Origin of the sequence: Ruminobacter sp. RM87, assembly GCF_000701925.1 — a bacterium.
Taxonomy (GTDB): domain Bacteria; phylum Pseudomonadota; class Gammaproteobacteria; order Enterobacterales; family Succinivibrionaceae; genus Ruminobacter; species Ruminobacter amylophilus.
The window spans coordinates 119,080-145,972 of record NZ_JNKD01000001.1 but is presented as its reverse complement, the minus strand read 5'-3'; the positions used below and the strand labels follow the sequence as shown (position 1 = coordinate 145,972).

Annotated in this window: 23 protein-coding genes; 19 read left to right on the top strand and 4 right to left on the bottom strand. The window is 46.3% G+C overall.

Going from position 1 to position 26,893, the window contains the following annotated elements; translation table 11 throughout:
• Nucleotides 1-5 precede the first annotated feature (5 nt).
• From T489_RS0100640 to T489_RS0100605, 8 genes are all read left to right on the top strand, one after another.
• The gene (locus T489_RS0100640; protein WP_031578112.1) at nt 6-980 is read left to right on the top strand and encodes an ion transporter; all 975 of its coding nucleotides are present in this window, start codon (nt 6-8) and stop codon (nt 978-980) included.
• Between the two features lie 14 nt (nt 981-994).
• Nucleotides 995-3,022, top strand: coding sequence for a transglycosylase domain-containing protein (locus T489_RS0100635; RefSeq protein ID WP_031578111.1), 2,028 nt, complete (start codon nt 995-997; stop codon nt 3,020-3,022).
• 192 nt (nt 3,023-3,214) lie between these two features.
• On the top strand, nt 3,215-3,475 hold the full coding sequence (locus T489_RS0100630; RefSeq protein WP_031578110.1) for a phosphopantetheine-binding protein: 261 nt from the start codon (nt 3,215-3,217) through the stop codon (nt 3,473-3,475).
• 52 nt (nt 3,476-3,527) lie between these two features.
• Entirely contained in the window at nt 3,528-3,767 is a 240-nt protein-coding gene (locus tag T489_RS0100625; protein WP_031578109.1) for an acyl carrier protein, read from the top strand.
• 6 nt (nt 3,768-3,773) lie between these two features.
• A complete protein-coding gene (locus tag T489_RS0100620) occupies nt 3,774-5,489 on the top strand; it encodes an AMP-binding protein (RefSeq protein WP_031578108.1) in 1,716 nt (571 codons plus the stop codon).
• Nucleotides 5,476-5,826: a hypothetical protein gene (locus tag T489_RS0100615; protein WP_031578107.1), complete on the top strand. Its 351-nt coding sequence runs from the start codon at nt 5,476-5,478 to the stop codon at nt 5,824-5,826. The genes T489_RS0100620 and T489_RS0100615 overlap by 14 nt, the downstream gene beginning before the upstream one ends.
• 481 nt (nt 5,827-6,307) lie before the next feature.
• Nucleotides 6,308-7,324, top strand: coding sequence for an AAA family ATPase (locus T489_RS0100610; RefSeq protein ID WP_051621665.1), 1,017 nt, complete (start codon nt 6,308-6,310; stop codon nt 7,322-7,324).
• A gap of 265 nt (nt 7,325-7,589) precedes the next feature.
• Complete coding sequence (locus T489_RS0100605; RefSeq protein WP_031578104.1) at nt 7,590-8,372, top strand: helix-turn-helix domain-containing protein; 783 nt, start codon at nt 7,590-7,592, stop codon at nt 8,370-8,372.
• Here T489_RS0100605 and T489_RS0100600 read toward each other — a convergent pair.
• Nucleotides 8,369-9,019 carry a hypothetical protein gene (locus T489_RS0100600; protein ID WP_157608020.1) on the bottom strand — a complete coding sequence of 217 codons (651 nt, stop codon included), beginning with the start codon at nt 9,017-9,019 and terminating at the stop codon, nt 8,369-8,371. The genes T489_RS0100605 and T489_RS0100600 overlap by 4 nt on opposite strands.
• A gap of 315 nt (nt 9,020-9,334) precedes the next feature.
• On the opposite strand from T489_RS0100600, the gene T489_RS0100595 reads away from it, so the two are divergent.
• Entirely contained in the window at nt 9,335-10,084 is a 750-nt protein-coding gene (locus T489_RS0100595) for a hypothetical protein (protein ID WP_031578102.1), read from the top strand.
• A 584-nt stretch (nt 10,085-10,668) separates the two neighbouring features.
• Nucleotides 10,669-12,915, top strand: coding sequence for a carbohydrate-binding domain-containing protein (locus tag T489_RS13935; protein WP_031578101.1), 2,247 nt, complete (start codon nt 10,669-10,671; stop codon nt 12,913-12,915).
• Between the two features lie 104 nt (nt 12,916-13,019).
• On the opposite strand, the gene T489_RS0100585 is transcribed toward T489_RS13935, so the two are convergent.
• Nucleotides 13,020-14,441, bottom strand: a complete 1,422-nt coding sequence (locus tag T489_RS0100585) for an alanine/glycine:cation symporter family protein (RefSeq protein WP_369791967.1) — start codon at nt 14,439-14,441, stop codon at nt 13,020-13,022.
• A 355-nt stretch (nt 14,442-14,796) separates the two neighbouring features.
• Between T489_RS0100585 and T489_RS0100575 the strand changes: the two genes are divergently transcribed.
• The 7 genes from T489_RS0100575 (at nt 14,797) to T489_RS0100545 (ending at nt 21,865) form a co-directional block, all read left to right on the top strand.
• Nucleotides 14,797-15,603, top strand: coding sequence for a glycosyltransferase family 2 protein (locus T489_RS0100575; protein WP_051621664.1), 807 nt, complete (start codon nt 14,797-14,799; stop codon nt 15,601-15,603).
• Nucleotides 15,604-15,605: 2 nt separating this feature from the next.
• Entirely contained in the window at nt 15,606-16,535 is a 930-nt protein-coding gene (locus T489_RS0100570; protein ID WP_031578097.1) for an LpxL/LpxP family acyltransferase, read from the top strand.
• The gene (locus T489_RS0100565) at nt 16,532-16,966 is read left to right on the top strand and encodes an acyl-CoA thioesterase (protein WP_031578096.1); all 435 of its coding nucleotides are present in this window, start codon (nt 16,532-16,534) and stop codon (nt 16,964-16,966) included. The genes T489_RS0100570 and T489_RS0100565 overlap by 4 nt, the downstream gene beginning before the upstream one ends.
• A gap of 31 nt (nt 16,967-16,997) precedes the next feature.
• Nucleotides 16,998-17,684: a LolA family protein gene (locus T489_RS0100560; RefSeq protein ID WP_031578095.1), complete on the top strand. Its 687-nt coding sequence runs from the start codon at nt 16,998-17,000 to the stop codon at nt 17,682-17,684.
• Nucleotides 17,685-17,753: 69 nt separating this feature from the next.
• Nucleotides 17,754-20,030 carry an MMPL family transporter gene (locus tag T489_RS0100555; RefSeq protein WP_031578094.1) on the top strand — a complete coding sequence of 759 codons (2,277 nt, stop codon included), beginning with the start codon at nt 17,754-17,756 and terminating at the stop codon, nt 20,028-20,030.
• Between the two features lie 157 nt (nt 20,031-20,187).
• Complete coding sequence (locus T489_RS0100550) at nt 20,188-21,381, top strand: beta-ketoacyl synthase N-terminal-like domain-containing protein (RefSeq protein WP_031578093.1); 1,194 nt, start codon at nt 20,188-20,190, stop codon at nt 21,379-21,381.
• Nucleotides 21,359-21,865 carry a FabA/FabZ family ACP-dehydratase gene (locus T489_RS0100545; protein ID WP_157608019.1) on the top strand — a complete coding sequence of 169 codons (507 nt, stop codon included), beginning with the start codon at nt 21,359-21,361 and terminating at the stop codon, nt 21,863-21,865. Before T489_RS0100550 ends, T489_RS0100545 begins: the two co-directional genes overlap by 23 nt.
• Before the next feature lie 101 nt (nt 21,866-21,966).
• Here T489_RS0100545 and T489_RS0100540 read toward each other — a convergent pair whose 3' ends face one another.
• Both T489_RS0100540 and T489_RS0100530 read right to left on the bottom strand, forming a co-directional pair.
• Nucleotides 21,967-22,545, bottom strand: coding sequence for a haloacid dehalogenase-like hydrolase (locus T489_RS0100540; protein WP_031578091.1), 579 nt, complete (start codon nt 22,543-22,545; stop codon nt 21,967-21,969).
• A gap of 257 nt (nt 22,546-22,802) precedes the next feature.
• Nucleotides 22,803-24,461, bottom strand: a complete 1,659-nt coding sequence (locus tag T489_RS0100530) for a hypothetical protein (protein WP_031578090.1) — start codon at nt 24,459-24,461, stop codon at nt 22,803-22,805.
• Between the two features lie 467 nt (nt 24,462-24,928).
• On the opposite strand from T489_RS0100530, the gene fabG reads away from it, so the two are divergent.
• Both fabG and T489_RS0100520 read left to right on the top strand, forming a co-directional pair.
• On the top strand, nt 24,929-25,672 hold the full coding sequence (fabG, locus tag T489_RS0100525; protein WP_031578089.1) for a 3-oxoacyl-ACP reductase FabG: 744 nt from the start codon (nt 24,929-24,931) through the stop codon (nt 25,670-25,672).
• Nucleotides 25,672-26,892, top strand: a complete 1,221-nt coding sequence (locus tag T489_RS0100520) for a beta-ketoacyl-ACP synthase (RefSeq protein ID WP_031578088.1) — start codon at nt 25,672-25,674, stop codon at nt 26,890-26,892. The genes fabG and T489_RS0100520 overlap by 1 nt, the downstream gene beginning before the upstream one ends.
• Nucleotide 26,893: the final 1 nt, after the last annotated feature.

The window sequence follows — 26,893 nt, the reverse complement described above, 5'->3', positions numbered from 1 at the left end:
TGATTATGCTAAAGAATTTTTTTTCTGGTCTGATAGACAGAAAGAATCACAGACCGTGTGTCGGTTTTGAATATTTTATCAGTGCGGTGATTGTCCTTAATGCCTTGACAGCGGGACTTATGCTGTCTTATCCCCTGCCGGAGCTTCGTTTCTTTGATTCTCTATGCGTGGCGGTGTTCTGCTTGGAACTGGTGATAAGATTCATTGCCAGCAGATCTGTTAAGGCATATTTTACTGATCCTCTGCAGATTTTTGATATTCTGGTGGTTGTCTGCTGTCTGATTCCGGAAAACTTTGTTTCAAGTGCCAATGTGCTTGTCGGACTCAGAGTGGTAAGACTGCTGAGAATAACCAGATTCATTTCCATGAACCGCGAGATGAGCACGGTTATAAAGGTACTGCTGAAATCAGTGATGTCGCTTTACAGAGTCACGATACTGATGCTGGTGTTCGTATATGTTTTTTCAATTATCGGTGTAGGCCTGTTCCGGATGCCTGATCCTGTCTCTGTGTCCGCTGAGGAATCCGCGGTATATGAAAGGTTTAAGGAGGAATCCCAGAACTATTTTGTCGGAAAAAACGTGGATCCGTTCGGATCGGTTTCTGAAAGCATGTTCACTCTTTTCAAGGTGGTCACCGGTGATGACTGGAGTAATCTGCGCAACAATCTGGTGATGGCTTCGGAACTCGGAATTATCAGAGCTCCTTCCTGGGTGATTACCTTTTATTTTACCGCATGGTTTATATTCGGAGCGTATCTCCTGCTGAATCTGCTGGTCGGAGCCATTCTGCAGAACTATGAGGAACTGTATTCGAAAGTCAGGGCCAGAAACTCATCAGAACAGCGTGAACGTGAAATCAATGAAAAAGTGTCAGATCTTGTGGCTGAACTCGTAAGGGCGGTGGAAGACGAGAAGCTCAGTTCAGAGGAAAAAAGAGCTCTGGTACAGAAGGCTATGAATATAATTCACCGGGACTAGAACGGAGTTTGTTTGTGAAAGTTAGTACTGTGTTTCGCGGAAGAAGGGCGGCGTATCTGCTGCTGATAATGTCTGCCACGGTTACAGGTGCGGTACTGTTCTGTCTGAGCTGTATCAGTGAACTGGATTATTCCCTTATTGAAAAAAGATCCAGAGTCCTTTATGCCGCTGACGGTTCCATTGCCGGTTTTTCACTGTCAGAGGATAACGAGTCTTACAGATTCTATACTTCCGTAGAGGACGTAAGTCCTCTTTATATCAGAATGCTGCTTGCCAACGAGGATCGGAATTTTCACAGCCACTGCGGAGTTGACTTTCCGGCAATGGCTCGTGCACTGTGGGGCAATGTGTCCAGCGGCAGAATAACCTCCGGAGGTTCGACTCTGGCCATGCAGGTTGTAAAGAGACTCACCGGACACGAAAGAACCTATCTCAATAAACTGAAGGAAGTTGTTCAGGCCATTTACATAACTCAGAAATTCGGACGCAGGCAGGTTCTGGAGTGGTATCTTACCCTGGCTCCGTACGGGGGAAACACCGAAGGTGTCAAGGCTGCGTCACTGAGATGGTTCGGACATCTGCCTTCAGGAATGACTCCTTCTGAAGCCGCTCTTCTTACTGCTCTTCCAAGAGCACCGGAGCATATCCGTCCGGACCGGAATCCAAAAGCCGCAGCCTACTATATCAACGAGGTTCTGAGAAATTCCCATGACAAGGGTGTTTTCGGAGACGACGTGTGGAAGTCCACACTTGAAGATAACGTCGCCGGAAATCTCAGAAGCATTGACCAGAGTGCCATAACACTGGCATCCAGAGTCTTTTCGGAAACATCTGACAGGGAGGTTCATTCATATCTGGAACCATCCGTGCAGCACGTGCTTCAGGATGTGTCTGAATCCTTCAGGGAAAAGCATCAGGACGGTGCGGTACTTTCCGCAGTGGTTCTGGATGCCGATACTCACAGAGTTACGGGGGTTCTCGGTTCTTCGGATCTGGGTATTACCCGTATCTGTCTGCCTTTTTCACCGAGATCTCCGGGGTCCGCACTGAAGCCTTTTGCCTACGGTCTGGCCTTTCAGGAAGGACGGCTGCATCCGCGTACCGTTCTTCATGACAATTCAAAACTGTTCGGCAGCTGGCGTCCCGATAATTTTGACAGAAGTTTTTCCGGAAAGGTAACTGCGGCAAAGGCGCTTGTAAGTTCTCTCAATCTTCCGGCTCTTGAGGTTCTTGAGCTCATAGGTCCGGGATACTTCGTGAATTCCATGAACCGCAATGAAAACCTGCTCAAGGTACGCAACAGCACGGCTGATTATTCGGTGATTCTCGGAAGTGCCGACATATCCCTGATGAATCTGGCAAGACTTTATGCCATGCTTAACGAGGACGGTATGATGAATCCGTATGCCCTGTATGAAAATCAGAAGCTCTTTCCGGCAGTGAGATTTATGGAAAAAGACAGCGCCAGAGCCGTTTTCAATATTCTCAGGCTTACCAGAAGACCGGACAATGCCGTTACCGCTGACGAGGTCTCATACAAGACCGGAACCTCAAGCAGGTTTACGGACGCCCTTGCCATCGGCAGTCTGGAAAATCATACCGTGGCGGTTGCCATAAGATTTCCGGACAACAGAACCGGTTACTATCAGTATTCCGGCTTTAAGGATGCCGCTCCTGTTCTTTTTGAAATTCTCGGCCGTCTGCCTGCCAAAAAAATGCATCGTCCGGTGATTGAAAGTGAACTGCTTGAAATCTCTTCTCCGGAAGCTCTTTTTGAGGTGGTTGAAGAAAGAAAGCTTATTGACGACAAGGCTCTTCACATTGATTTCCCGAATGACGGGGACGTGGTGCTGGCAGATGCCGACGGCAGAGTGTTCATTCATTATACGGGCGGCACTGGAACCGTTTATCTGTCCCATGACGGTGAACAGACCGAAGACAGCTTCATTCAGGTTGAGAAAGAGGGAATTCATACGGTAAGTCTTCTTGACGGTGAAGGTCATTCAGACAGCGTCACTTTCAGAGTGCTTCTTGGAAACTGAACGGAAACACATTGCTTATTATCAGGTTGTGTGCAGATGTCAAAATCACTGTATCTGTGTGATTTGTGGTCAAATATATTTAAATTTTTGCACTGAGGTTGATATTAAATGCTTATTGTTGGATAAGTTGAGCTTATTATGTTTTAATAACCAACTGGTATGACAGTAAAAAAACAGCTAGGAGTAGTGTATATGAACAGCGATCTGGTTCTTTCAGTAAAGAAAATGATTATAGATGCTTTAAATCTCGAAGACATCACACCTGAAGATATTGATACCGATGCTCCGTTGTTCGGTGACGGTCTCGGTCTTGATTCCATTGATGCTCTGGAACTCGGTCTGGCACTGAAGAATACCTTCGGTGTCTCAATCAGTCCGGAATCAGAAAATGTCAGGGAACATTTCTACTCAGTGGCCACACTGGTCAGGTTCATCGAATCTCAGAAGAAATAGTTAAAGGCGGATTAACGCCTGACATATGACAACATACAAGGAGAATGCTTCAATGACAGAAAATGAAGTATTTGAAGAATTAAAAAAGATTATAGCCGACAATTTTGAAATAGATCCCGCACAGGTTACCCGTGAATCAAACATCGTTACCGATCTCGATCTTGACAGCATTGATGCCATTGACATGGTTGCAGAACTTCAGAAGAAGGTCGGATGCCGTTTAAGCGCAGAAGATTTCAAGTCAGTGAAAACCGTCGGTGATATTGTAAAGGTTGTTGCAGACAGGATTTAACGTTCAGTGAAAACTCTTTTTTCGGTATACGCGGATACCGGTAATCATGATCGTGTGATGTTCTTTGACGCCACCGCCGGGTTTCTCGGCAGGGATATCATCAGACTGTCCTTTATCTGCACAGAACGTCTTCGCAGATATTCCGATTATGATGATTTTGTGGTGGCAACCGACAATCCGGCCCATATGCTGGCACTGATGTATGCAGGCTGGGTTCTGGGAAAGAATATCGTTCAGCCGAATACGCTTCAGCCTGAAGGTTTCAGGGTATTCGATGCAAAATGCACTCTCTGCGTGTTTTCTGAAGAAGGAATCTTCACTGATGCCGAAAATCATTTCCGGAATGAAGACGGGGCATACGGAATAAACTCTCCTGCTCTTCTGGATCTTTCCGGTATTTTTGGAAAATACCGCAGTGAATGTCTTTGCGGTCCCCGCTATTCGTCTCCCTCCGAGGCGCCTCTGGCGTGTCAGAAAACCGAAGAATCTGAAAAAGAGAATGATTACGAGACGGTTGCCGGCAGTGTAAGGGACATTCTTGATGATGTTTCCTTAAGGGAAACGGTGTGTTCCTGTACTGAAACGTATGCCGCTCCCGACGGACAGAAAAAAAACATTAAGATTTCAGATTCCGATTTCTGTCAGAGCGTTGACCGGTTTATTGACTGTCTTTCGCCGTTCGTGAAAGACAGGAATGCAGAAGAGAAGCTTACCATTACCGGTCTCACCTCGGGTTCTACGGGACTCCCGAAAAGAGTTCCCCGCACACTTGGGGATTTCTACCGTGAAATAGAATGTGTGAGGAATTTCATTCTCCCTTCTTACGCTGACAATACCGTTGGTGCCGCCACGGTCACAAATTTCCATGCCTACGGAGTGCTGTTCCGTTTTCTGCTTCCGGTAATTTCTGAAATCCCTGTATATGTTTCCATGCTGGAGTATCAGGAACAGTTCATGAATCTTCGCGGTCTGTCCAGAAATCTGTTTCTGATATCAAATCCGGGGTTCTTCAAGAGACTCGATGATACCGTCTGTCCGGTTCGTGTCAATCTCATGATGTCCGCCGGCGGCAGACTGACGGCTCCCGTATTCAGAAAGGCGAAAGCCGTGTATGATGCGCCGCTTCTGGAAATCTACGGCAGTACCGAAACTGGAGTCATGGCCTACAGATATCCTGAAAATACCGAGGAGGAATGGCTTGTTCCGTCAGTTTCCAGAGTGGAGACTGTTGATGAAGAGGGGAACGCAGCCGGAGATACCGGACTTGTCAGAATCACCTCGGCTCATATTAACGGAGGGGTTCCGTATACCGGAAGTGATGTTATCAGACTTTCTGAAAATTCCTGCGGCCGACAGAGCTTTACACTTCTCGGCAGAAGTGACAGAATCATAAAGCTTGAGGACAACAGGGTAAGTCTTGATGAACTTGAAAAGATAATTACCGCGCACGAATTCATCAGGGAATGCGCAGTGGTGAAATTTGAACAGAAGGGACGTGAATTCATCGGAGCCATGCTGGTGCTGTCTGATACTGGCAGACGCGAACTTTCTTCAGTCACTCATGGGCGGTTCTTTATCAGACTCAGAAATGAGCTCGGCAGAGTGATGATAAAGCTTACCGTTCCAAGACGTTTCATCATAACTGACGAGCTGCCTTTAACGGACAGCCGGAAGATTGCCTATAAAAAAGTGGAGAGGGCTTTTTATCATGAATCTGCCTGATTTTGGAAAAAGTGAAGTTTCAGAAAATTCATTACGCATAAAGGCCTGTTTTCCGGAGAAGCTTGACTGGTTCAACGGTCATTTTGAATACCGGAAAATATTTCCCGGAGTGGGACAGCTGTATGTGATTTCCCGTCTTGCCGAAAAGTTCTTCGGAATTAACCTTAACACTGACGGCGTCAGTTTTGATACCGTTAAGTACAATCATATGATTTTTCCAGAAACAGAAGCTGTTATCAGCATCAGTGTCGGGAACGGCAGTCTGAGTTTTGTCATTGCTGATGCTTCAGATGAAAGCATGATTTATTCTCAGGGAAAGATTTCTTTCGGAAAGTAGTCTTCCTTTAAATAAAAACCTCTCATTCGTAAAAGTAGTCCGGGAGGTATTTTCTGCATCGATCATCTAAATGGATTTTTTCCACCTGCTTAGATTCGCAATTTATTCAATCTTTTCCGTGTTTAACATGAGCAACCTGGAAAATACTTCAAATAATCCGTAAACACACAGCCGTAAATCAAGGCTTTACGTCCAGTGCCCGCATCTTTTATTTCTTATCATTCCTTCAATTTTTCTGACGCGCTTTCGGGGATTTTCACGGGAGCTGTCATCATTTAATAATTCAACAGCATAAAAAGAATTTTTCTCCTTGATTCTTCTGTTCGGCTTTCCTGTCCGGACAGTTTGTTTCCTTCGGGAAACGCTGATGCCTCTTATCGGAGGTATGGGTTCCGGAATCTTCTGATTTCCGGGTTGGGGCTTAAGCCCGTTGCCCTGAGCACAGTTCTGCTCGGAGGCGCTGTACGCTAAGGAGAAAATTATGCGTAAATCTTATGACAAGACTGAAACTGAAATGTCTGAAAATGTAACCCGTGATGAAGCATCTTTATCAGTCCGCAAGGCTGATATCGGAGCTGAATTCGGACTTGACGGCCTTAAAGGTGTTTCCATTGAGGTTCCCGTGTTTGATGAAAACTGTCAGTATCTGGTAAAACAGCAGAATGATTATGTTTTTGATGAACACATGTTAAGACACATTGTTTCATTTCTCGGAAAGTCTTCCGGCGATGCTCTCTATCTCTACGGTCCTAGCGGCTGCGGTAAGACATCAATGGTCATGCAGACAGCTGCGGTTCTTAAATGGCCGGTGGTTTCTCTAACCATCAACGGTCGTTTTGAACTCTCTGATCTGATTGGTCATCCAACCATTGTCAGTAATGAGTTGGTGTTTGTTCACGGTCCGCTGGCCAGAGCCATGAAGTACGGTTATATTCTGATTCTTAATGAAATAGATTTAGCCGATGCTGCAGAGCTTTCCGGTCTTAATGACGTCCTTGAAGGACGAAATCTGGTCGTGATACAAAACAATGGAGAGGTGATTAAGCCTCATCCTGATTTCAGGATGGTGGTTACTGCAAATACCTGCGGCAGGGGTTCTCGAGGAACCTACCACGGTACACAGCTCCTTAATGCCGCTTTTCTGGACAGATTCAGATTCATCAGATGTGATTACATGTCACATGACGAAGAACTGAAACTTCTTGAACTGGTGGCACCTGAACTTGATGCGGGTCTGTTGTCTGATATGGTAAAGGTGGCTTCTGAAATCAGAAAATCGCACCTTGATCCGATGCCTAATCATATTTATATGTCCGTACCTATGAGTACCAGAACATTAGTGAGATGGGCAACACTGACGGTTGCATATTCCTATGACAGTGATCCTGTTGATGCTGCCCTGCTGCATGCATTTGCCGGTCGCCTTTCTGAAGAAGAATGCAGTTATGTGTTAAGACTAAAATCTGATGTCATGGCAGGAATGACAGATAATCTGTAAAGATGTCACTGCGCTGAACAACCCTCGTTTGAGGGTTGTTCTTCTCATTTTGATGCTGCTTTTTCTCATTCTGACAGACTTTTGTGAATTCTAATTTGTTCGAGGCGACAACTATTTGCATCAGTGTTTTAAATAATTGCAGGATTTGTTTATAATCTATGTCAGTGATAACTGATGAACACCGGGCTGTAACATTCAGTCAGGCGCATCGGTTTCAGCATTTATGCCGACAGACACCTGAATATTATTGGATAGAGAAAAATAAATGAGCAAAAGTCAAATTTACAGTGATTATTCATCTTTTAAGAATTCTGATACTCTGGTAATCAATAAAAAGTACACTGAAGACGAAATAAGTCTTCTTCTGGCGGCACCGATACCTAAAAAATTAGAAATTCTCAATAAAATCTGTAATGTTACGGCCAAGGAAGTGAGCAGGGCCATAGGCATTTCACTTGGACATTATTACCGTCTGACAGGAGGAAAGAGTCCGATAAGTCCTGCAATTGCCAGAAAGCTTGCCAATCTTTTCAATCTGAAAATAGAGTTTTTCGGAGGAGTCGGGGGCGAAGAGTCTGGTGAAAGAAGTCTGTCTCAGAACGAACTTTTTGATCGCAGAGCGTTTCTCCTGTTTAACAGCAGAAACAATGATTCCAGAAATAATTACATGAAATATGTTCTGGATATTCTTAAGGAAAGCTTTGATTTACAGGATGAGGTTTTCCCTCAGAATTATTCAATGATAGCAAGTGATGCCAATCTGGCTAAATTGTCCATTTACCCCGATGATCTCATAGAACTTATGTATCTCAATGACGACAACCGCTTTGATTTGAAAGATATAACCGGAAAAATCGTAAAAACCAGAACCGGTGATTTCGGAATTCTGGAACAGAAAAACAGCGGCTTCCTGATAAAACCTCTGAATGACAGATACGCCGCTGTTTCCGTTAATAAAACTGAAGATGTTGAAGCGGTGGTGGTTTCCGTAAAACATGTTACCGTATCAACCAATGATTTGCTTCATCTTCTCTTTGACAAGAACTAGGCCGCCGAGGCTTTAAATTCCGTATCAGGATAGTCGCTTTTTTCGTGCAGGGCTGCGACTATTTCGTCACGCGTAAGTTCGTCTTCACCGCCGAAACCGAGGCTTTTATATTTTTTGGTGCAAAGCGCTTTGTTAATATGGCCAATGGAATGTCTGAATGTTTTAATTTTATTATTCAGCAGTATTGTCTGAGTAAGGCGTTCAGCATCTCCCATAAAACCTGAAAGCCAGTAGAAATCCAGTTTCTTCAGCAGATTGTCGTAACGTACGATCAGTCTGGCTAATCTGAGTGCATAAGGATTGTCGACAAGCAGAGTAAATTCCTTCTCATTGGTGAATTTCAGAGAAGTGTATCCATCCTGAGGTAATCCTTTTTCACTGTATTTATCATCCAGTTCCTTTTCATATTCTGAATAGTATTCTTCGACATCGTTAAAGGAGTTTTTCAGAAAAATGCTCATGGCATCCTTTACACACGGGGCAATTTTACAGCATGGCAGAGGAACGAGTGTCGACATGCGGTACAGAACCGGATTCATTCTGGCATAGTAACATCCTGCGAAACGCTGAGGTTTATCAAGAGCAAGAGTCAGGGTCATTTCAATCTGAGAGGCTGAAAAAGTCTCATAATTATCTTTCGAATTCATAAAATTACTTCCTTTTATATTTTTATGACGGAATTCAGTTGAAGGCATTAGTTCCGTTTAATGCTTGAACAGTGTAAATTCTTAATGATGTCTGTTGGTGCATATTGTTTTAAAATATTTGCTTTATGTGGGTTAAATATGTTTTTAGTATACATTTGTATGGTGTTATGTCAATAAAAACATTGAATATGTAATTAAAATATAGCAAATATGTCTGATATGTGCTAATATTAAAACATGATGATAAAACATCAGTTTATACAGACGTCATACGATTATGTGAAACAGTTATTAAGAAAATAAGGAGAATATGCGATGGGTGATGTGAATAATGCAGAAAACAATCAGGAAACTTCAGATCGAATCAGAGAACTGACAGCTGCTGAATCTAGCCTGTGCAAGGCTCTGGCCACTGGTAAGGAAAGTGCTGAAATTGCCAGGAAAACTGTCGGTGTCTGGTATGAAATTGTAAAAAAGCATAAGAAATTACAGAAAATTGTTCATGATATTGATGATATTTATACCAGTTCGATTTCTTTTGCATATGAAGCTCGTGCTTACGGATTGCTGGATAATAATAGCTGCTGGTTCCTGCACGAGTACAGATCCGCAAACAAAAGAATGTGCGGCATTATTGATAAGAGAATTCAAATCTTCAAATCACGTGTGAAAAATCAAATTGCTATGTATAGAATGACAGTCAAAGGTAATACCCAGAATGATGAACTTATAAGGATTACTAAGGGATTTAAAAAGCTTGAAGAACATCATCTGTCTGCTGATTATTTTTCTGAATTAATTGCTTTTTTGAAATCATCTTATGAAGAAATTTATGACTTTAATAAGAAATTACGTCAGTTTTCAGAAGAGGCGGAACATGAACTGATAAATGTAAATAAATCGCTGGCGGAAGAACAGGAAAATTATGACAGATTACGTGCCGAACGTGATGACTATCATCGCATCTATCTGAAAGGCAGAATTCCGGAAATAAAAAAGCAGTTAGAGACACTGCGTGAGGAATTATCTGAAGATGAGTTAAAACTGAAAGAACTGGAGAAGTGATTTCCAAAGAACTTCAGGATCTTTATCATTCACGGAACCGTCCATGTTAAGAAAAACATAATCCGTTGTCGTAAACTGATTTATGGAAAAAAAGAAAAATCAGTTTACGACAACGGATTATGTTTCTTTCCGGAAATCCTGTTCTGTTCAAGTGAAGGCACAGAAACAGAACAGCGGTCAATCGGCTAAATTAGTTCTGAGGAAATACATAATAAGACATTTCAGTATTTTCTTGTTTTATCTTGATTTTATATGACAATGATATTAAATAATATAAAAAATACACACTGTGTCTGCTTCGTGTTCAAGTTTTTTTATGATAAAACTAACAATTATTTAAAATGTATAAAATTAATACAGGAAAACCAGTCAATCATTGGTTACAATTAGCATGTTAATGAATTGTATATTTTAAGGTAACTGGAAATATCATTGAATTCGTTAAACACTGTGTGTGCTGTGTTCGGCAAAAGCAGATGTTAAAAATAATAAAATACTAATAATAATAATCAAATAAGCATAAAAGTTAAATTCAGGATTAATAATCGCAGTCAGCAGTATATATTTTAACTGAGGATTATAAGATGATAAATCTTGAGAGTTTTCAAAAATCTCTATTAGCTGTAATTATTTCTGCTTCACTTACAGCTTCTCTGACAGGTTGCGGAGCATCCGCAAGTTCTGATGGTACGGAAATTTCCATTGGCGATGATTCAGGTTCATCAGGTAATGACGGCTCGTCTGATGGTGATTCCTCAGGAGATGACGGTTCATCTGAAGGCGGAGCATCCGGCGATGATTCTTCCGGAGATGGCGGCTCTTCAGGAGGCGGTTCGTCCGGCGGGGATGATTCCGGCGATGATTCTTCCGGGGAAGGCGGATCTTCAGGGGGGGGTTCGTCCGGCAGTGATGATTCCGGCAGTGATGATTCTGACAGCGGAGATTCTGGCAGTGGTGATTCTGACAGCGGAGATTCCGACGGAGATGAATCTGGCAGTGATGATTCCGATGCTGATGATGAGGATTTGAGTTCCTACGGTACACCGGCTGTTAAAGCGGATCTCTTTTCCGGCTATACCGGAGATTACGGTAATAATGCCACAGATGAATCCTTACCGGCATTCAGTGATACCATCTATATAAATCTCAGTGATCTGACTTTCTCAACCGATAATTCAGAATTCAGTTCAATTCTCAAGGGAACTGAAACTGCCGTCATAGACGGTGTTTCAATAGTAAGAGACGGTAAAGGTTATATTACAGTTGATGCCTCCGGTACTTCAGACAGCATTAAATTTGTTCTTTCAGGTACCCTGACAAAAGGTACCGTTGACATAACAGCCAAAAAGAATGCTTCCGTAGGCGTGGAACTTAACGGGGTGGATATTACCAGCGGCAATAATCCTGCCGTTGTAGTCGGACCCAAGACTGCCACCGCATATGTAATTCTCAAAGGCACCAATTACCTGACAGACGGACGTATTTTCGGTATAGGATACAGTAAGGCAAACGGTACTGACTATTATGATTCATCCGTTGATTCATCCGTTGACGTCAGCGAGGCATCCATGACTCAGAAATGGGCTCTCGGTTCAGACGATAACGGTGTTATCAGTACCAAGGGAATTTTCCGTATCAGCGGTGACGGTATCCTGAATATCAGCACGGCTTACAAGCACGGTGTTTATGCCAAGAACAGACTTTACGTGTACGGCGGTCAGATAGGTGTAAAGAACAGCGGCCGCAACGGTCTGCAGAGTAAGAACGGCTTTGACATGTTCGGCGGAACCATTAACATTGAAGGTGTAGGCAATCATACCAATAAGCAGAGTCGCGGCATTATCGTATCAGGCGATGAAAGTGAGGACGGTGCAGGTCTTGGCGGTATGAACTTTGTTGACGGTGTCGTAAACATTACTACCGTCGGCAAGGCCATAAGTGCCAAATGGGATATCGAAGATGATGCAGAAACAACCGAAACCACCGACGATCCGAGTCCGGTAGTAAAGATTTCCGGAGGTACCTTCAATATCACCACCAGCGGTCAGGTTATTGATTCAGACAGAAGCCAGAATACAGTTTCATATTATGACGAAGACGGTATTCTCACCACTGAAGCTGAAAAATGTTCACCTGAAGGGATTGAAGGCAAACTCGGTTTGGAAATCTCAGGCGGTACTTTCAACATCAATACTACGGATGACGCTCTCAATGCAAGTCGTGACGGCTCCGCCTATATAAACATCAGCGGAGGCAGTCTCTATCTTAATGCTTCCAGTGCGGATGCCATTGACTCCAACGGAGACATCAACATTTCCGGCGGTGTTATAGTAAGCGTGGCCACCACGGGCAGTGAAGACGGTTTTGACTGTGACGGAAAGCTGACATTTACCGGCGGTCTGGCTGTCGGCATCAGCGGTTCAAACCATGAGTATGCAAGCACCGGTTCTTCAACCACAACTCAGAATACCTTTGTAATCGGTTCAAGCTATCTCGGCAGTCAGAATACCGTTATGGCAATCAGGGACTCCTCAGACAATCCTGTGTTTGTGTTTAAGCTTCCTTCAACTTCATACAGTCTGGCAACGGTGTCCTCTCCAAATCTTGCCGCTGCGGATACCTATGGCGTATATTCAGGAGTGACCGTAAGCGGTGGAACAGAGTTCAGAGGCCTGTATACCGTAATGCCTTCAGTAAGCGGAGGCTCTCTAACCGGTTCCGTAACCACCAATGATTCAACCCATGTCTATACTTCTCTGTCTCAGGGCGGCGGATCTTTCGGACCGGGAGCCGGCGGCGGTGAACCGCCTTCATTCCCTGGCGGAAGATAATCATTCCGTGATTTTATTCTAAAGATAAAAAGAGTCTGCCGCGGCAGACTCTTTTTTCAGTATGTGTCATAAATTCTGATTAAAGGTAACCTGAAGGCATATCTTTAATTCTGAAGTTTCACTGCATCCTTTTTACCCGAAAAGAATTTTCTGGTTTCCTCGAAAATAACCTTTCTCAGCATGAACAGAGCCACAAGGTTAGGGAAGGCCATAAGTCCGTTGGCAATATCGGCAATGGTCCAGATGGCATTGATGGCCGTGTTTTCGGCAACATTGTTCATATCGACAAAAAGCACAATCAGAATGTATGAGGCTACCAGCAGAATATACAGTATCTTGAACGGTCTGATTCCCTTTACTCCGAACAGGAATATCACGCATCGTTCAGCATAGAAATTCCAGCCGATGATGGTGGTGAAGGCGAAAAGAATCAGACAGATATTTACCACGTACAGGCCGATTTCATTGCCGAGAGCTCCCTGGAATGCCAGGGTGGTCATGGCAACACCGGTTTTGTCTGAAGTCCAGACTCCGGTTATTACCAGGGTAAGACCTGTGAGCATACAGATGATGATGGTATCGATAAAGGTTCCCGTCATGGATATCAGCCCCTGCTCAACAGGAGAATTCGTTTTGGCGGAAGCGGCGGCGATAGGAGCGGAACCGAGACCTGCTTCATTTGAGAAGATGCCTCTGGCCACGCCTTTCTGCATTGCCATCATGATGGTTGCTCCGGCAAAACCGCCGATGGCCTGAGTAGGAGCAAATGCCGAACTTATAATCAGATACAGGGATTCAGGAATCTTTTCCAGATTGAGAAGGATTACCAGTACACAGGTGATTATGTAGATGATTCCCATGAAAGGAACGACCTTCTGAGCGGTTTTGGAAATCGTTCTGAGTCCGCCGTAGGTGATGATGATTGTCAGAATCGTGATGATAATGGTTACGTAGAGTCTGTCAAAGCTGAGCTGGTTTGCGGCTTCAACCACTGAGTTTATCTGAGTGTATGTACCGATACCCATACAGCCGGCAACAATACCGAAGACCGCAAACATTACCGCCAGAATCTTTGCGGTTTTCGGATGACTGGATCCTATGCCGTTTCTGATGTAGAACATCGGTCCCCCGACGAAGTGACCGCGGGAATCCTGTTCCCTGAATTTTACCGCCAGAAGACATTCGGCGTATTTGGTGGCCATACCGAAAAATGCGGCGACAAACATCCAGAACAGAGCTCCGGGACCGCCGATTCCGACAGCGGTGGCCACGCCGACAATGTTGCCGGTACCGATGGTGGCAGCAAGTGCAGTACACAGGGCGGCAAAACTGGTAACGTCTCCTTTTTTGGAATGATGTTCCTTATGAGGAGTGAAGAGAAGTTTTATCGCATTCGGCAGGTGAAACACCTGGAGAAGCTTCAGATTTACTGTCAGAAAAATACCGACGCCGAGCAGAAGAACCAGCATGGGAAGACCCCATATGAAGTCATCCGCGGCCTGTATGAATTCTGCAGTTGATTTTATAAAATCATTCATGATTATTTCCAAATCTGCAGCAGATAAACTGCGTTAAGCCAGAACAAAAAATTTTTTCGTGTGCATTATATATGAGCATGGCGATAATTCCAAACAGGTGACCTGATTTGTTCCAGGTTATGCGGTGTGCACGGAAAAACGCATCAGTCTGAATAAGACGGGGAGGATTACGAAAAAACATTCAGAATGAGTGAATTTCAGTCATCGGATGCTGAAATATGTTACATAGGTTAAGAGTTTGAACAGATCTTTCTGATATATTATAGAACCTGTGTTTAAATATGCGGTTTTAATATCAGTTTAGAAATTTAGTAAACAAAAATACAAAGAGAGTTGGTTAACTATGAGATACAGCAACTATCGTCAGCCGCAGGAAAGGGCTCCCCTGAATGTTGTGGAAGAGAAGAACGTCGTGCCTGATTTCAAACCGTGCCTTGTGGTTCCATGCTACAGACATGTGGAACCCCTTATAAGAATTCTGCCTGACCTTCTGCACTACGGAGTAAAAATAATTGTGGTGGACGATGGCAACAGAGAACCGAAGGCCTCAAAGCTGAGGGAACAGGTTGCCCTGATGAATCAGGTGCTGGTAAGGCATGAGATCAACATGGGAAAGGGGGCTGCGGTATTCAGCGGCTTCAAAAAGGCCAGGGAGCTCGGTTTTACCCACGTGCTTCAGATTGATGCGGACGGACAGCATGATCTTGAGGATATACCGACGTTTCTGAGTCTCGGAGCTCAGAATCCTGAAAAAATGATAAACGGAACTCCTGTATACGATCACTCCGTTCCGACCTGCCGCAGGCTCGGAAGATACATGACGCATCTGTGGGTCTGCGTGGAACTCGGCAAATGCAGAATTGTTGATACCATGTGCGGCATGCGTCTCTATCCCCTGGAACAGGCTCTCGGCATTATGCATTCCAGACATGTCGGCAGACGAATGGACTTTGACACGGATATTTTCGTGCGCATGTACTGGTCCGGAGTTGATTTCCTTGAAGTTCCTGTGAATGTGAAATATTCTCCCGGCACCTGCAGCAACTTCCGAGGATTTTCCGACAACCTGCGCATCTCCATGATGCATACCAGACTGTGTATGGAGAAGGTGTTCCATTATCCGGCCATCAGAAAGAGAGGTTACGTATAGTAATGGGCAGTCCCGCATCATGGCGAAAACAGCGTGAAAGCACTTCTCCTTTCGGGATGAATGTTCTGCTGTTTATTTATCGCATCGGCGGTAAAAAAGCGGTTTACTTTATCGCCTGGTGCGCCTCATGGATTATCTTTCTGTTCAACGGAAGAGTCAGAAGAATATCCGGAGAATATCTTGAGCTTCTGAGCCGTTCAGCCTCCGGCAGAGGAATCAGGCTCGGCAGACTGAGCTCCCGCCGGCACATCTATTCATTCTGCAGGGCCGTCATCGGAAAGATAGTATCATGGTCCGGTCAGACGGATTTCGGGGAATTGGGAGAAATTGACGGCGGTCTGCAGAGATCTCTTGCCAGGGCGAAGGAAGGCGGCGGAGTTCTGGTGATGGGGGCTCATATCGGCAACCTTGAGGTACTCAGAGCCTTCAATACCCTGAAAATAAAAAAGACCGTAAATGTTCTGATGCATGCCGAAAACAGTTCGGTGTTCATGAACTACCTCAGAAGTCTCAATAAGGACAGTTCACTCAATATCATCAGTACCACAGACATCGGGCCTTCGCTGTCCGTGGAGCTTGCCGACAGAACCTCCCGGGGAGAGTGGGTTGCCATAATGGGAGATCGTCTTATTGATGAGTCTACCCGTTCCGTTGAGGTGGATTTTCTGGGAAAAAAGGCAAAACTTCCGCAGGGACCGTGGATTCTGGCATCAATTCTTAAAATTCCGGTGTGTATTATGTTAGGATTGACTGACGGCAGTGGCATCAAGGTTTACTGTCATGAATGGGGATCCGTAAAACTGGACAGAAAGAACCGTGAACAGTCAATTCAGCGGTATGCACAGGAATATGCCTCCGAGCTGGAAAAGATTCTGTACAGGTATCCCTATGAATGGTTTAATTTTTATGATTTCTGGAGCGGCAGCGAATGAGCCATCTGTATACATTTGAATCACATCAGAAAGTGCAGTTTTACGACTGTGATCCCATGGGGGTGGTATGGCACGGCAATTATCTGAAATATCTTGAAGTGGCCAGAGGTGAGTTTCTTGATTTTATCGGATACGGCTACCGCCGGATTCGCGACGACGGAAATTTCTTTCCGATAGTTGATGAACGCATGAAATATCTTCACTCTCTGAGACTCGGTGATGAATTTACGGTTGTGGTCTATCTTGATGAATACGTCAACAGGCTGGTTCATTCCTTTGAAATCATCCGTGACGGTGAAATCTGCGTAAAGGCAAAAACCGTTCAGGTGTGCCTGCCGGCATCCGGCAACGAGCTGAGCTTTTTCATGCCTCAGGGCTTTGTAAATGCCGTTGAGGCTCTTCCCGGCGTTTCTGAAAAAGCCGGAGCATAACTGCGGCGGTGAAACGGAGGTAAAAGAATAAATGAAGGTGTTTTTCAGATCATTGGCGGCTTCTGCGGTTCTGGTGTCCTTAACGCTGCACGGCGTTTCGGCAGCCGAGACCTCTTCAGAAAAAAATGAATCCCTGTCCGGAGGGTTTCCGTCATCAGCCGAAGCCGCGGCAGAATTTTTCGGGAGCCTGAAGCATGATTCCGTAATAAGTGATTTTGAGCAGACCAGATTCATGGCTGAGTCTGAGAGAACTCTGAAATCCACCGGCAGCATGCTTTTTTCTTCTTCGGAAGGACTCTGCTGGAAGATGCTGACTCCTTTCAGAAGAGCCTGGCTCTTTGATGATGACGGGGTAACCGAATTTCAGGCGGACGGTTCCTCAAAATCAGTGTCAGGGGATCAGAACGGTATGTTCAACAGCATTCTTCTTGCGGTGCTTAACAGCGGGGTTAACGGCAGATCCAGGGAGGTAACCGACAGCTTTGACGTGGTAAGCGGCGGCAGAGGAGAAGACGGAATATCGGTAATATATCTGCAGCCTAAGGACAGACAGATCGCTGGAGTTATTTACCGTATAAAGCTGGAACGAAAACATGACATGCTGAGCGGCATCACCATTATGGAACACGGAAACAGCTATACCGGCATGGTGTTTTCCGGACAGCAGTCCGATTCTCCGAAGGCTGCCGGCATAAAGGATTTCTGCAGCTTCAGATAAAGTTCTTTTTCCCGGTAATCCTCATTTTCTGAGAAAATGACGGCGTTGATACACATTAAGAAATTCAGCATGAGAGATAAAATAAAGGCACTGGCGGTTCTTTTACTTCTGATGATTCCGATAATTACCGGAACTGCGGTATTTCTGCAGAAGGGGAGCGGCATCATCAGCACGGATATCGGTTATCTGCTTCCGCATCTGACTCAGAACGGTGAATCATCCGCATATTTTACGGAAAAGCTTTCCCGGGAGCTTCTTTTTGTATTCAGGGCTGACGGAGAGACAGAAGTCTCTGGATCCGTCATGAAACAGACCCTGCAGGAATTTACCGCAGAATTGAACGCATTTGATTTTGTCAGAGTCAGAAATTTTGCCGACATGGAAAAAACCGGCAGTCTGCTTTTTGCACACAGATATGCTCTCGGTGCTGACGACTATCTTACCTGGGGAAGACCGGATCCCGAAAAACTCAGGGAGGAGGTTCTCAGTGTACTGTACAGCCCGTTCGGAGGTGCCACCGAAAAGGAAATCCGCAATGATCCGTTTTTCACCATGCGCCATTATCTTGGCAGACAGACTGCTGGAAGATACAGTCTTGATCCTTCAGGTTTTGCTTTCGTTACCGACGGCGGAAACCGCAGAAACTATGTCATAAGCGCTTCTCTTTCCGCATCGGATCTCAGCACCTCCCAGAAGTCCGGACTCTTTGATTTCTGCAGAAAACTTAAAAGAAATCTGCAGTCCCGGAAAATTGATTTTCTTTATACCGGAGCTTTTTTCTTTGCCGAGGAGGCGGCCTCGTCTTCGGAAAACGACATCAGTAAAATCAGTATCGGTTCCGGAATCATGCTGGTGATTCTGCTTCTCTTTTTCTTCCGATCCGTTAAACCTCTTGTTTCCGCTGTGGCGGTTCTTTCGCTTGCCATGTTCAGCGCCTTCGGTACCGTCATTACGGTTTTCGGCAGCATGCACGTGATAACCATCGCCATAGGCGCCTCACTGGCCGGTATTTCCTTTGACTATATTCTTCATGTGCTGGTAAGGCGCGCGCATCAGCCCGGGGAAAGTCCGGCTGAAATCACAAAAAAACTGGGACTCCCGTTAACACTGAGTCTCATTACCAGCGTACTTGCCTACGGGGTAACCTCGTTTACGGGGCTAAATGTCCTCAGGGAACTCGGCGTGTTTGCCTCCGTAGTGCTTACCGGAACCTTTCTGCTGTCCTGCTACTGCCTGAGTCTGAGCAGGCTGCGCAGTATTTCTGCATCCTCGTCGTCATTAAACGTGCTGGCTATCTGTCGCCGGTGGCTGGTAAAAATTCCCCGTTCCGTTTCTGCCGCCACGGCTCTGCTTACCGTGACTGCGGCCTGCTGTCTCATGTTTGTGTCCGGAGCCGATGATGACGTCGCTTCTCTTCGTCAGAACCAGACGGAACTTGCCGAAATGGATATGGAAATAAACAGAACGGTCAACGGGGATGACGGCAGTCTGTGGTTTATTCTTGACGGTGACTCTCTTGAGAACGCCATGGAGTCCTGCGAGGATTTTCTGCTGACTCTCGCTTCCGATGAACGCATGGCCCTGGAGGCTCCGTGTCTCAAGGTTCCTTCTGAAAGGGCGCAGCGTTCAAGCATTGAAAACTACAGAACACTGTATCCGGCACTTAAGGATGTTTACGCGGAACAGGGATTCATCCTTGATGACGGAGAGGTCAGTCCCGACGGGGCGACAACCTTTAAAGTGACCGATATGCCCCTGTTTTCGGATTTTATGACGGGTGAAAAGTCGGTGCTTGTCCGTGCCAATTCCCATAACGCCGGGCTTATTCAGAAAATAAGGTCATTCAGAGGCTTTTCTTCCCTGGACAGGCGGAAGGACTGGTCTGAGGCTTTCGGAGTCTACAGACAGGAGCTGAACAGAATGCTCCTCATTGCACTGGTGCTGATTTTTGCCGCCGGAGCCCTTGTCCTGAGAACTGGAATTGTCACTTCTGCAGTACTGCCTCTTACCACCGGACTCGGGGCGGGAATCATTGCCGATTACTGTATTACCGGAAGCTTTAATCTGTTCACCACCGTGGCGCTTTTCGTGGTTACCGGTCTTGGAGCGGACTACTGCGTGTTTATCAGGAACATGAAGGAGGATTCCTCGGACAATACTCTGGCCACGCTTTCGCTTGCATGGATTTCCACCGAGGTTTCCTGCGGCCTGCTGATGCTTTCAGACATGCCGGCGGTAGTTAATATGGGGGCAGTGATTTTCTGGGGACTTGCGGTAATTCCGATTACAGCCCTGATGCTGAAAAAACAGCAGGCACGGACCGTTAAACTGTCGGAATCGGCATGATTACGTCATAAATCTGACGAATTGACATCAATGTTTGCAGGCATAACTTTTAAGTTAATGTATAATTGTATGAGTTGTCGGGATTACCGACCGGGACTTCGGAATGTCCGTGTCCCGGTTTGTATGTACGTGAATAATACAGATTAAGAATAAAATCATGATTTACATAAACGGCTTTGCCTGCAAAAGTGCACTTGGATTAACTGAAGAAGAATCCGTGAAGAATCTTTCCGAAGGTACGGATATCTGTCTTAGGGAACGTGTTGGTTTTCTGCCGGGCGGGCAGAAGGCTTATCTTGCGGAAATCCCTCTTTATCCCGATCCGCTGAACAGACATGACTGCAGAGCCAACCGTCTGCTGAATGAATGTCTGAATGATATCAGACCTCTTATCGATGAAATGATGGAACGCTATTCACCTGACCGCATTGGTGCGGTTATAGGCACCAGCACTTCAGCGATTACCGATGTGGAAAACGAGGTTCTGAGCGCCGAATGTGAAAAAAATGGTGAACTTAAATACGATCCGAGAGTTTCCGAAATCGGCAACATCTCCGCTTTTATAAGCGACAGACTGGCTATTACCGGTCCGAGCTATTCCATTGCCACAGCCTGCTCATCAGGCGGCAGGGCGTTTGTAAGCGCCAGAGCCCTTCTCGAATCCGGGGCCTGCGATGCCGTACTTGTCGGGGCCTGTGACACTCTGAGCAAAATCACGGTCAGCGGTTTCTTTGCCCTGGGTGCTCTTGATATCGGCAGGTGTCATCCCCTGTGTGATGACCGTGCAGGCATCAATATCGGTGAAGGCGTGGGCATAACCATCCTTACCAGAGAACCTCTTAAAAGCGGATATGTGATGAAACTTCTGGGAACCGGCTCAAGTACCGACGGCTATCATATTTCCGCACCGGAACCTGAAGGTCACGGCGCCAAGACCGCCATCAGACTGGCTCTGATGGATGCCGGACTCAGCCCGGAGGATATAGGATACGTGAATCTTCATGCCACCGGCACGGTTCTTAACGATGCCATGGAGCACAAGGTTATTCGTGACGTGTTCGGAGACAGGGTGCCTGTATCGGGAACCAAACATCTTACCGGACATACACTCGGAGCGGCAGGCGTGGTTGAGGCCTATATTGCCTACCTGATATTCAGATACGGCATGAAACTTCCGGCCATAGGCTATCTCAGCCATATGCCTAGTCATGAATTTGATGACATTCATCTGGTAAAGGAACCGGAAGATCTCCAAAAACCGGTGATTATGTCCAATAATTTCGCTTTCGGCGGCAACAATATTTCTTTGATTTTCGGAAAATACGACAGTGAGCAGTCAGATGTTAGATAATCTTACCTCCTCTGAATACGATTGGGTAATCGAGAGGCTTCCGCAGAAGGAACCGATGCGTTTCATTGATCGTGTGGAAAGCGTTGATATCGGAGCAAGAACCATTGTGTGCGAATTTACCGCGGGAATGAGACCGTGTGTCGGCTACTCCGAAAAGGACGGTGTGATGCCTCCGGTATCTCTTACCGAAACCATGGCTCAGACTGTCGCCGCACTGATGATTGCCGAGGACGGAATAAACGGCAGAAACTTCAAAATAGGTTTTATTCTCTCAATCCGTAAAATGAAAATCATGGCGAAGGAGCCTATCGTAAAGGGAATGAAGCTCAGTTCCCGCGTAAAGATCTCCTATGAGGACAGTTCAGGGGTATGCATGGCTGAAGCCTGTGTCTGCAGTGCCGAAACCGGAAACAGACTCACTGAGGCCAGAATAACGGTTATGAAACCTGATGACGGCTATGTCAGCCGACTTTTTGAAAAGTAAGCGTCAGACTGCCGCGACATGTTGAAGCTTTCAGATGATTATGTTTAAAGCCGGCGGATTAACACCGGCTTTTTCATGTAATAGCAGGCCTGTATCGGTAATCAGCCTTTATTACTGATGTCTTCCTGATTAAGATGGGCAAATCTGCCTTTGAACACCTTTTCGATTCTGGTTACCTTCTTGGCACTGCTGATGAAGGAACCGCAGTTGCTTACCACAATACCGCTGTGGGTTCCTTCCCATACCTTCAGATCAACTCTGGCGTTGCCGATGTAGCATACGTCACTGTCACCGAAGTATTTTTTTATAAGCGCCAGCTTGTTTTTGCCGGTAAGGTTCACATCGATTGAAGAACCGAAGCCTTCCTTGAAAAAGCTGAAGTATGAAGCGATTTTGCTGACAATGCTCTGGGTGCTTCCGGATACGAGGTAGATGGAGTTGTCCGGATTTTCAGCAAGTTCCTTCAGGTAGTCTATAAGTTCCAGATTGAACTTCAGACGGCTGATGTCAACATTGTATATTTCCCCGATGTTGTATTTAAGTCTGGCTCTGCCGCCTTCGTGATGCCATCTGTAACAGGCCGGAATAAGCTGGGGTTTTTTCAGAATGGTTTCAAAAAATGAAGTAACGGACATGTCATTGCTGATTAAGGTGCCGTCAAGATCCACACAGTAAATCATAAATTTCCTTAGTTACAGGGAGTCCGTGAACGGTCCGGCATGTTTCTGGTTTTTGTTGTCTCAGACCTGACTCCGTATCAAAATGTTCTGCAAAGTATATCACGTTAGCTTGAGTTTGGTAATTTTAGTTTTTTCAGAGCTGGGGTTCCCGGCTGCAGTTGACCGAAAGGAAAGGACATAATGTCTTATGTCCTTTCCGATTCCTGCTTATCTGCACGGGGAATTTAAACCGCAGAGGGTTTTAATCATGAACGGTTTCAGTACTCTTCCTTAAGCACGGTGACGCGGTCAAAGCTTCCGGACAGCCGGTAGACAATGCCTGCATGGGTTCCTCCGCATACAAGAGGAGAGGTCATGCACCGGAAAACAATCCCCTTTTCCATAAGATTAAGAGCCTCGTCATCAGAGCAGCCGGTTTTTCCGTACACGGCGGTGACGGTTCCTCCCTTAAACGGAGAATCGAATTCGAATACAAAATTTTCGGCATTCAGAAGCAGGGCGAGTTTATGTACCAGAAAGAAGCATGCATGCAGATTCCGGTAGTGAGGAACGGACTCCTCAAGTCGGATGAAATCCGGAAGGCCGAAGGGCTGTATCCCGGCAAGAAAACGGGTGCAGTCCCGGGTGCCGTCGTATGTCCCGGAAAGCTTCATCCCGCCTTCATCCTTCGTGACATGCAGAAAATCCATGATTTCCTCCGCTTCCTTTCCGGTATTTACGGAATCGGTGGATGAAGAGTCAAGCGTCAGGCTAAAACCGGCCCTGAACGTGTGACTGGCAAAAATACCGGAACGCTTTTCACCGTCAGCCGCAGTCTCCCGGCATCCGGAGTATTCAGCAAAGTTTCGGGCAAGACTTTCGGCAAACATACTCCGGTATACGTCGCTTTCAGCAAGTTTCCGGTACAGGTTTGGCGCACATAATGATGATTCGTGAAGATAAGCTTCGAGATCCCGGTATGCGACAGGATTGAAGCCCGCAAAAGAGACCGGTTCAAAACCCAGAAGTTTGCGGAAGTCAGGATGTGATATCAGCTCTTCATATTTATCACAGCATTTGATGGAGGCATAAAATCTCCAGCCCTTAAGCGTAAGTAATTTCAGCACTCCGGGAGCCCGGCAGTTCCCGTCGGTGAATTTTACGTGATTGGACAGAGTTTTAACGGGGTTATCCGAAAACTTCAGTTCCTTCATGACGGAGTCAGGATAAAGCTCGCGTGGCCTGAAGCTTCCGTATGCCGGCTGATTATGCCAGGCACCGAGTTCTTTCAGGTCTTCATGAAGCTTCAGCATGAAAATCTCCCTGACGGTTTTACCGGCATTGCAGAAGCCGGAGATTTCTCCGTCAGCTCCGGCTGCGGCTGTTACGCAGTCAGCCAGGGTGAAGTCGAGAGGATCCGCCTCATGAACATTTCTGTCATGAGCGGATTTTTTTCCTCCGCGGGAACAGGAAAGAGGACAGCAGGCGGCAGAGTCTCCGCGGCACGGGAAAAATGCGTAACGGGTAATGCCGGCGTCTTTGAAAACCCCAGCGGCAAGCTTCTCATAGGCGGACGCGCCGGTTCCGTCAAAACCGAATTTTTTCCCGTTAAGAACAATAAGGGTAAAGACGGCATTGTTCACCTTAACACGCTTAAGCACATACATGGGCAGATGATGTTCGGTACGCCAGAGGTTGATTTTTGCAAAGGCCTCGGTACCGGCAGCGGGAATAAGAGCTGCATGAAAGCCGAAGTCAGCGGAGGTAAGATAGTCGGTAAGTGCGGAAACGGCAAGAAGAACATTGAGACAGTAACGTTCAAGCAGAACGGGAACACGGCAGCCGGTATCAGGATCAGGGCCTGCGGCGCCGGGGTTCAGACTGCGGTTCGGTAAAACACGGTACGGTGCGGAGGCACCCGGAATGGCATAATCCATATTGAAACCCCTTAATTACTATTTAAATCTGTGGAATAAAGGAAAAACATACACATTAATAGAAAAGATAATAAATATATCTAATCTGATTAAATTATATACATAATTATCATGAAACTCAAGATTATTTTTGAAATCTGTGTTCGCTGCCGTGAAAATGCGACGGGACACACATGTAGGAAACGTGTGTGGCGGAGCGTTTCTGCAGTACTTTTCCGGCTGATTTATGAACAAAACGGTCAATTGGGCGTAAGTATTATGACGAAAACTGTAATTTAGGCATAACTTTCTTTATGGCTGAGCCTTAAATCATATACAATCCATTAGTTTGACTGAAGATTTAAGCGAAGATGCGACGGTCAGTCCGTTTTACCCCGGGATGTTTCCGGCATGGTAACGGCTCTGGCGCAGTCTTTGGAACAAGGTAATTAACGAATAATCTACTGCTGAGGAACAACAGACAATTCATGGCTGATAAGAACAGAAGAGTATTGATTTCAGGAGCCAGTTCCGATATCGGACAGGCCGTGGCCGCAAAACTTGCAGACATGGGCTTTTCTCTGGCTCTCCACTGCCACAGTGAAAGAGGTCTGGGTGAGCTGGAAAAACTGATTAGGGAACTGAAGACACCTGAGAACGGATCACACGTGATTTTAAGATTTGACGTGGCCGACAGACAGAGTACCAGAGATCTTATAGAGGCTGACATCGAAAAGAACGGAGCCTACTGGGGCGTGGTCAGCAATGCCGGTATTACCGATGACGGACCGATGCCGGGGATGAGCGGAGAATCCTGGGACAGGGTTCTTACCACCAATCTGGACGGATTCTACAATGTGGTTCAGCCAACGCTGATGCCGATGATAAGACTGAGAAACGGCGGAAGAATAGTGGCCGTCGCTTCAGTTTCAGGCATGGTGGGCAACCGCGGTCAGACCAACTACAGCGCCTCAAAGGCGGGGATCATAGCCGCCTGCAAATCACTAGCCCTGGAACTTGGAAAAAGAAAGATTACGGTTAATTCAGTTTCTCCGGGAATCATTGAAACCAAAATGGTTTCAGAAGAGGTCATTGAACATGCTCTTCCTCTGGTCCCTCTGAACCGACTGGGAAAGACTGAGGAGGTGGCCGCTCTTATCGGTTTCCTGTTCTCTGACGATGCAGGATACATTACCCGTCAGAATATCAGTATCAACGGAGGAATGTGCTAATGACCAGAGTGGTGATAACCGGTATGGGAATGTACTCTCCGCTGGGAACGGAACCTTCAGAGTGCATGTCCTCGCTACACGCCCTGAAAAACAGGGTAGAGGTTATGGAGGGGCTTTCGGAATACAGCGGCATGCTCTGTCATGTGGCCGCTCCCGTAAAGACTGAACTGCCGGCCTATCCCAGAAAGAAGACCAGAACAATGGGGCGTGTGGGAATTCTTGCCGCGGCCGCAACCGAAAAGGCTCTGGCAGACGCCGGACTTACCGGTTCTCCGGAACTCGGTGACGGTACAGCCGGTATTGCCTACGGCAGCTCCGGAGGAAGCTTTACCGCCATGGCGGACTGCGCGGATTTCGTGGATAAAAAGAACGTTACGGCTCTCAATGCCACCACGTACGTCAGTATGATGCCGCATACCGTGGCCGTAAATCTGGCTATATTTTTCGGGATTCACGGCAGGGTGATAGCCACCAGTACGGCGTGTACCAGCGGTTCTCAGGGTATAGGTTATGCATATGAATGCATAAAGAGCGGGGCGCATAAAATCATGATTGCCGGCGGTGCCGAGGAACTCAGTCCGTTTACCGTAGGTGTTTTTGACGCCATGTTCGCCGCAACTCAGGTAAATGATGAACCCTGGCTTACTCCAAAGCCTTTTGACGTTCACAGGGACGGTATAGTGGTGGGCGAAGGTGCCGGCACGCTGATTCTTGAAGAGTATGAACACGCCGTTGCCAGAGGGGCTCGCATATATGCCGAGGTAGTCGGATTTGCCACCAACTGTGACGCCACCCATATAACCAATCCGTCCAGCGAGCATATGGAAAAATGCATGAGAATGGCTCTGCAGAGTGCCGGAATTGACGCCCGGGACATCGGTTACGTGAATGCTCACGGAACCGGAACACAGGCAGGGGATGCGGCTGAAGGTTCTGCCACATACAGAATTTTCGGAAACAGCGTACCCGTTTCCACCCTCAAGAGCTACATGGGACATACCCTCGGTGCGGCCGGGGCCCTGGAAGCTGAACTCAGTGTACTGATGCAGCGTGAAGGCTGGTTCGCTCCGAATCTTAATTTGAACGAGCCGGATCCTCAGTGCGGGAACCTGGATTTTATCACCGGAGAAGGCCGCATGGCGGAAGTACGTTATGTCATGAGCAATAATTTTGCATTCGGCGGGGTGAATACCTCCCTGATTTTTAAAGCCGTGGAATAAA

Coding starts and splice junctions, on each gene's coding strand:
- T489_RS0100640 (WP_031578112.1), top strand. CDS start 6: ATGCTAAAGAATTTTTTTTCTGGTCTGATAGACAGAAAGAATCACAGA.
- T489_RS0100630 (WP_031578110.1), top strand. CDS start 3,215: ATGAACAGCGATCTGGTTCTTTCAGTAAAGAAAATGATTATAGATGCT.
- T489_RS0100625 (WP_031578109.1), top strand. CDS start 3,528: ATGACAGAAAATGAAGTATTTGAAGAATTAAAAAAGATTATAGCCGAC.
- T489_RS0100615 (WP_031578107.1), top strand. CDS start 5,476: ATGAATCTGCCTGATTTTGGAAAAAGTGAAGTTTCAGAAAATTCATTA.
- T489_RS0100610 (WP_051621665.1), top strand. CDS start 6,308: ATGCGTAAATCTTATGACAAGACTGAAACTGAAATGTCTGAAAATGTA.
- T489_RS0100605 (WP_031578104.1), top strand. CDS start 7,590: ATGAGCAAAAGTCAAATTTACAGTGATTATTCATCTTTTAAGAATTCT.
- T489_RS0100600 (WP_157608020.1), bottom strand. CDS start 9,019: ATGAATTCGAAAGATAATTATGAGACTTTTTCAGCCTCTCAGATTGAA.
- T489_RS0100595 (WP_031578102.1), top strand. CDS start 9,335: ATGGGTGATGTGAATAATGCAGAAAACAATCAGGAAACTTCAGATCGA.
- T489_RS13935 (WP_031578101.1), top strand. CDS start 10,669: ATGATAAATCTTGAGAGTTTTCAAAAATCTCTATTAGCTGTAATTATT.
- T489_RS0100575 (WP_051621664.1), top strand. CDS start 14,797: ATGAGATACAGCAACTATCGTCAGCCGCAGGAAAGGGCTCCCCTGAAT.
- T489_RS0100570 (WP_031578097.1), top strand. CDS start 15,606: ATGGGCAGTCCCGCATCATGGCGAAAACAGCGTGAAAGCACTTCTCCT.
- T489_RS0100565 (WP_031578096.1), top strand. CDS start 16,532: ATGAGCCATCTGTATACATTTGAATCACATCAGAAAGTGCAGTTTTAC.
- T489_RS0100560 (WP_031578095.1), top strand. CDS start 16,998: ATGAAGGTGTTTTTCAGATCATTGGCGGCTTCTGCGGTTCTGGTGTCC.
- T489_RS0100555 (WP_031578094.1), top strand. CDS start 17,754: ATGAGAGATAAAATAAAGGCACTGGCGGTTCTTTTACTTCTGATGATT.
- T489_RS0100550 (WP_031578093.1), top strand. CDS start 20,188: ATGATTTACATAAACGGCTTTGCCTGCAAAAGTGCACTTGGATTAACT.
- T489_RS0100540 (WP_031578091.1), bottom strand. CDS start 22,545: ATGATTTACTGTGTGGATCTTGACGGCACCTTAATCAGCAATGACATG.
- T489_RS0100530 (WP_031578090.1), bottom strand. CDS start 24,461: ATGGATTATGCCATTCCGGGTGCCTCCGCACCGTACCGTGTTTTACCG.
- fabG (WP_031578089.1), top strand. CDS start 24,929: ATGGCTGATAAGAACAGAAGAGTATTGATTTCAGGAGCCAGTTCCGAT.
- T489_RS0100520 (WP_031578088.1), top strand. CDS start 25,672: ATGACCAGAGTGGTGATAACCGGTATGGGAATGTACTCTCCGCTGGGA.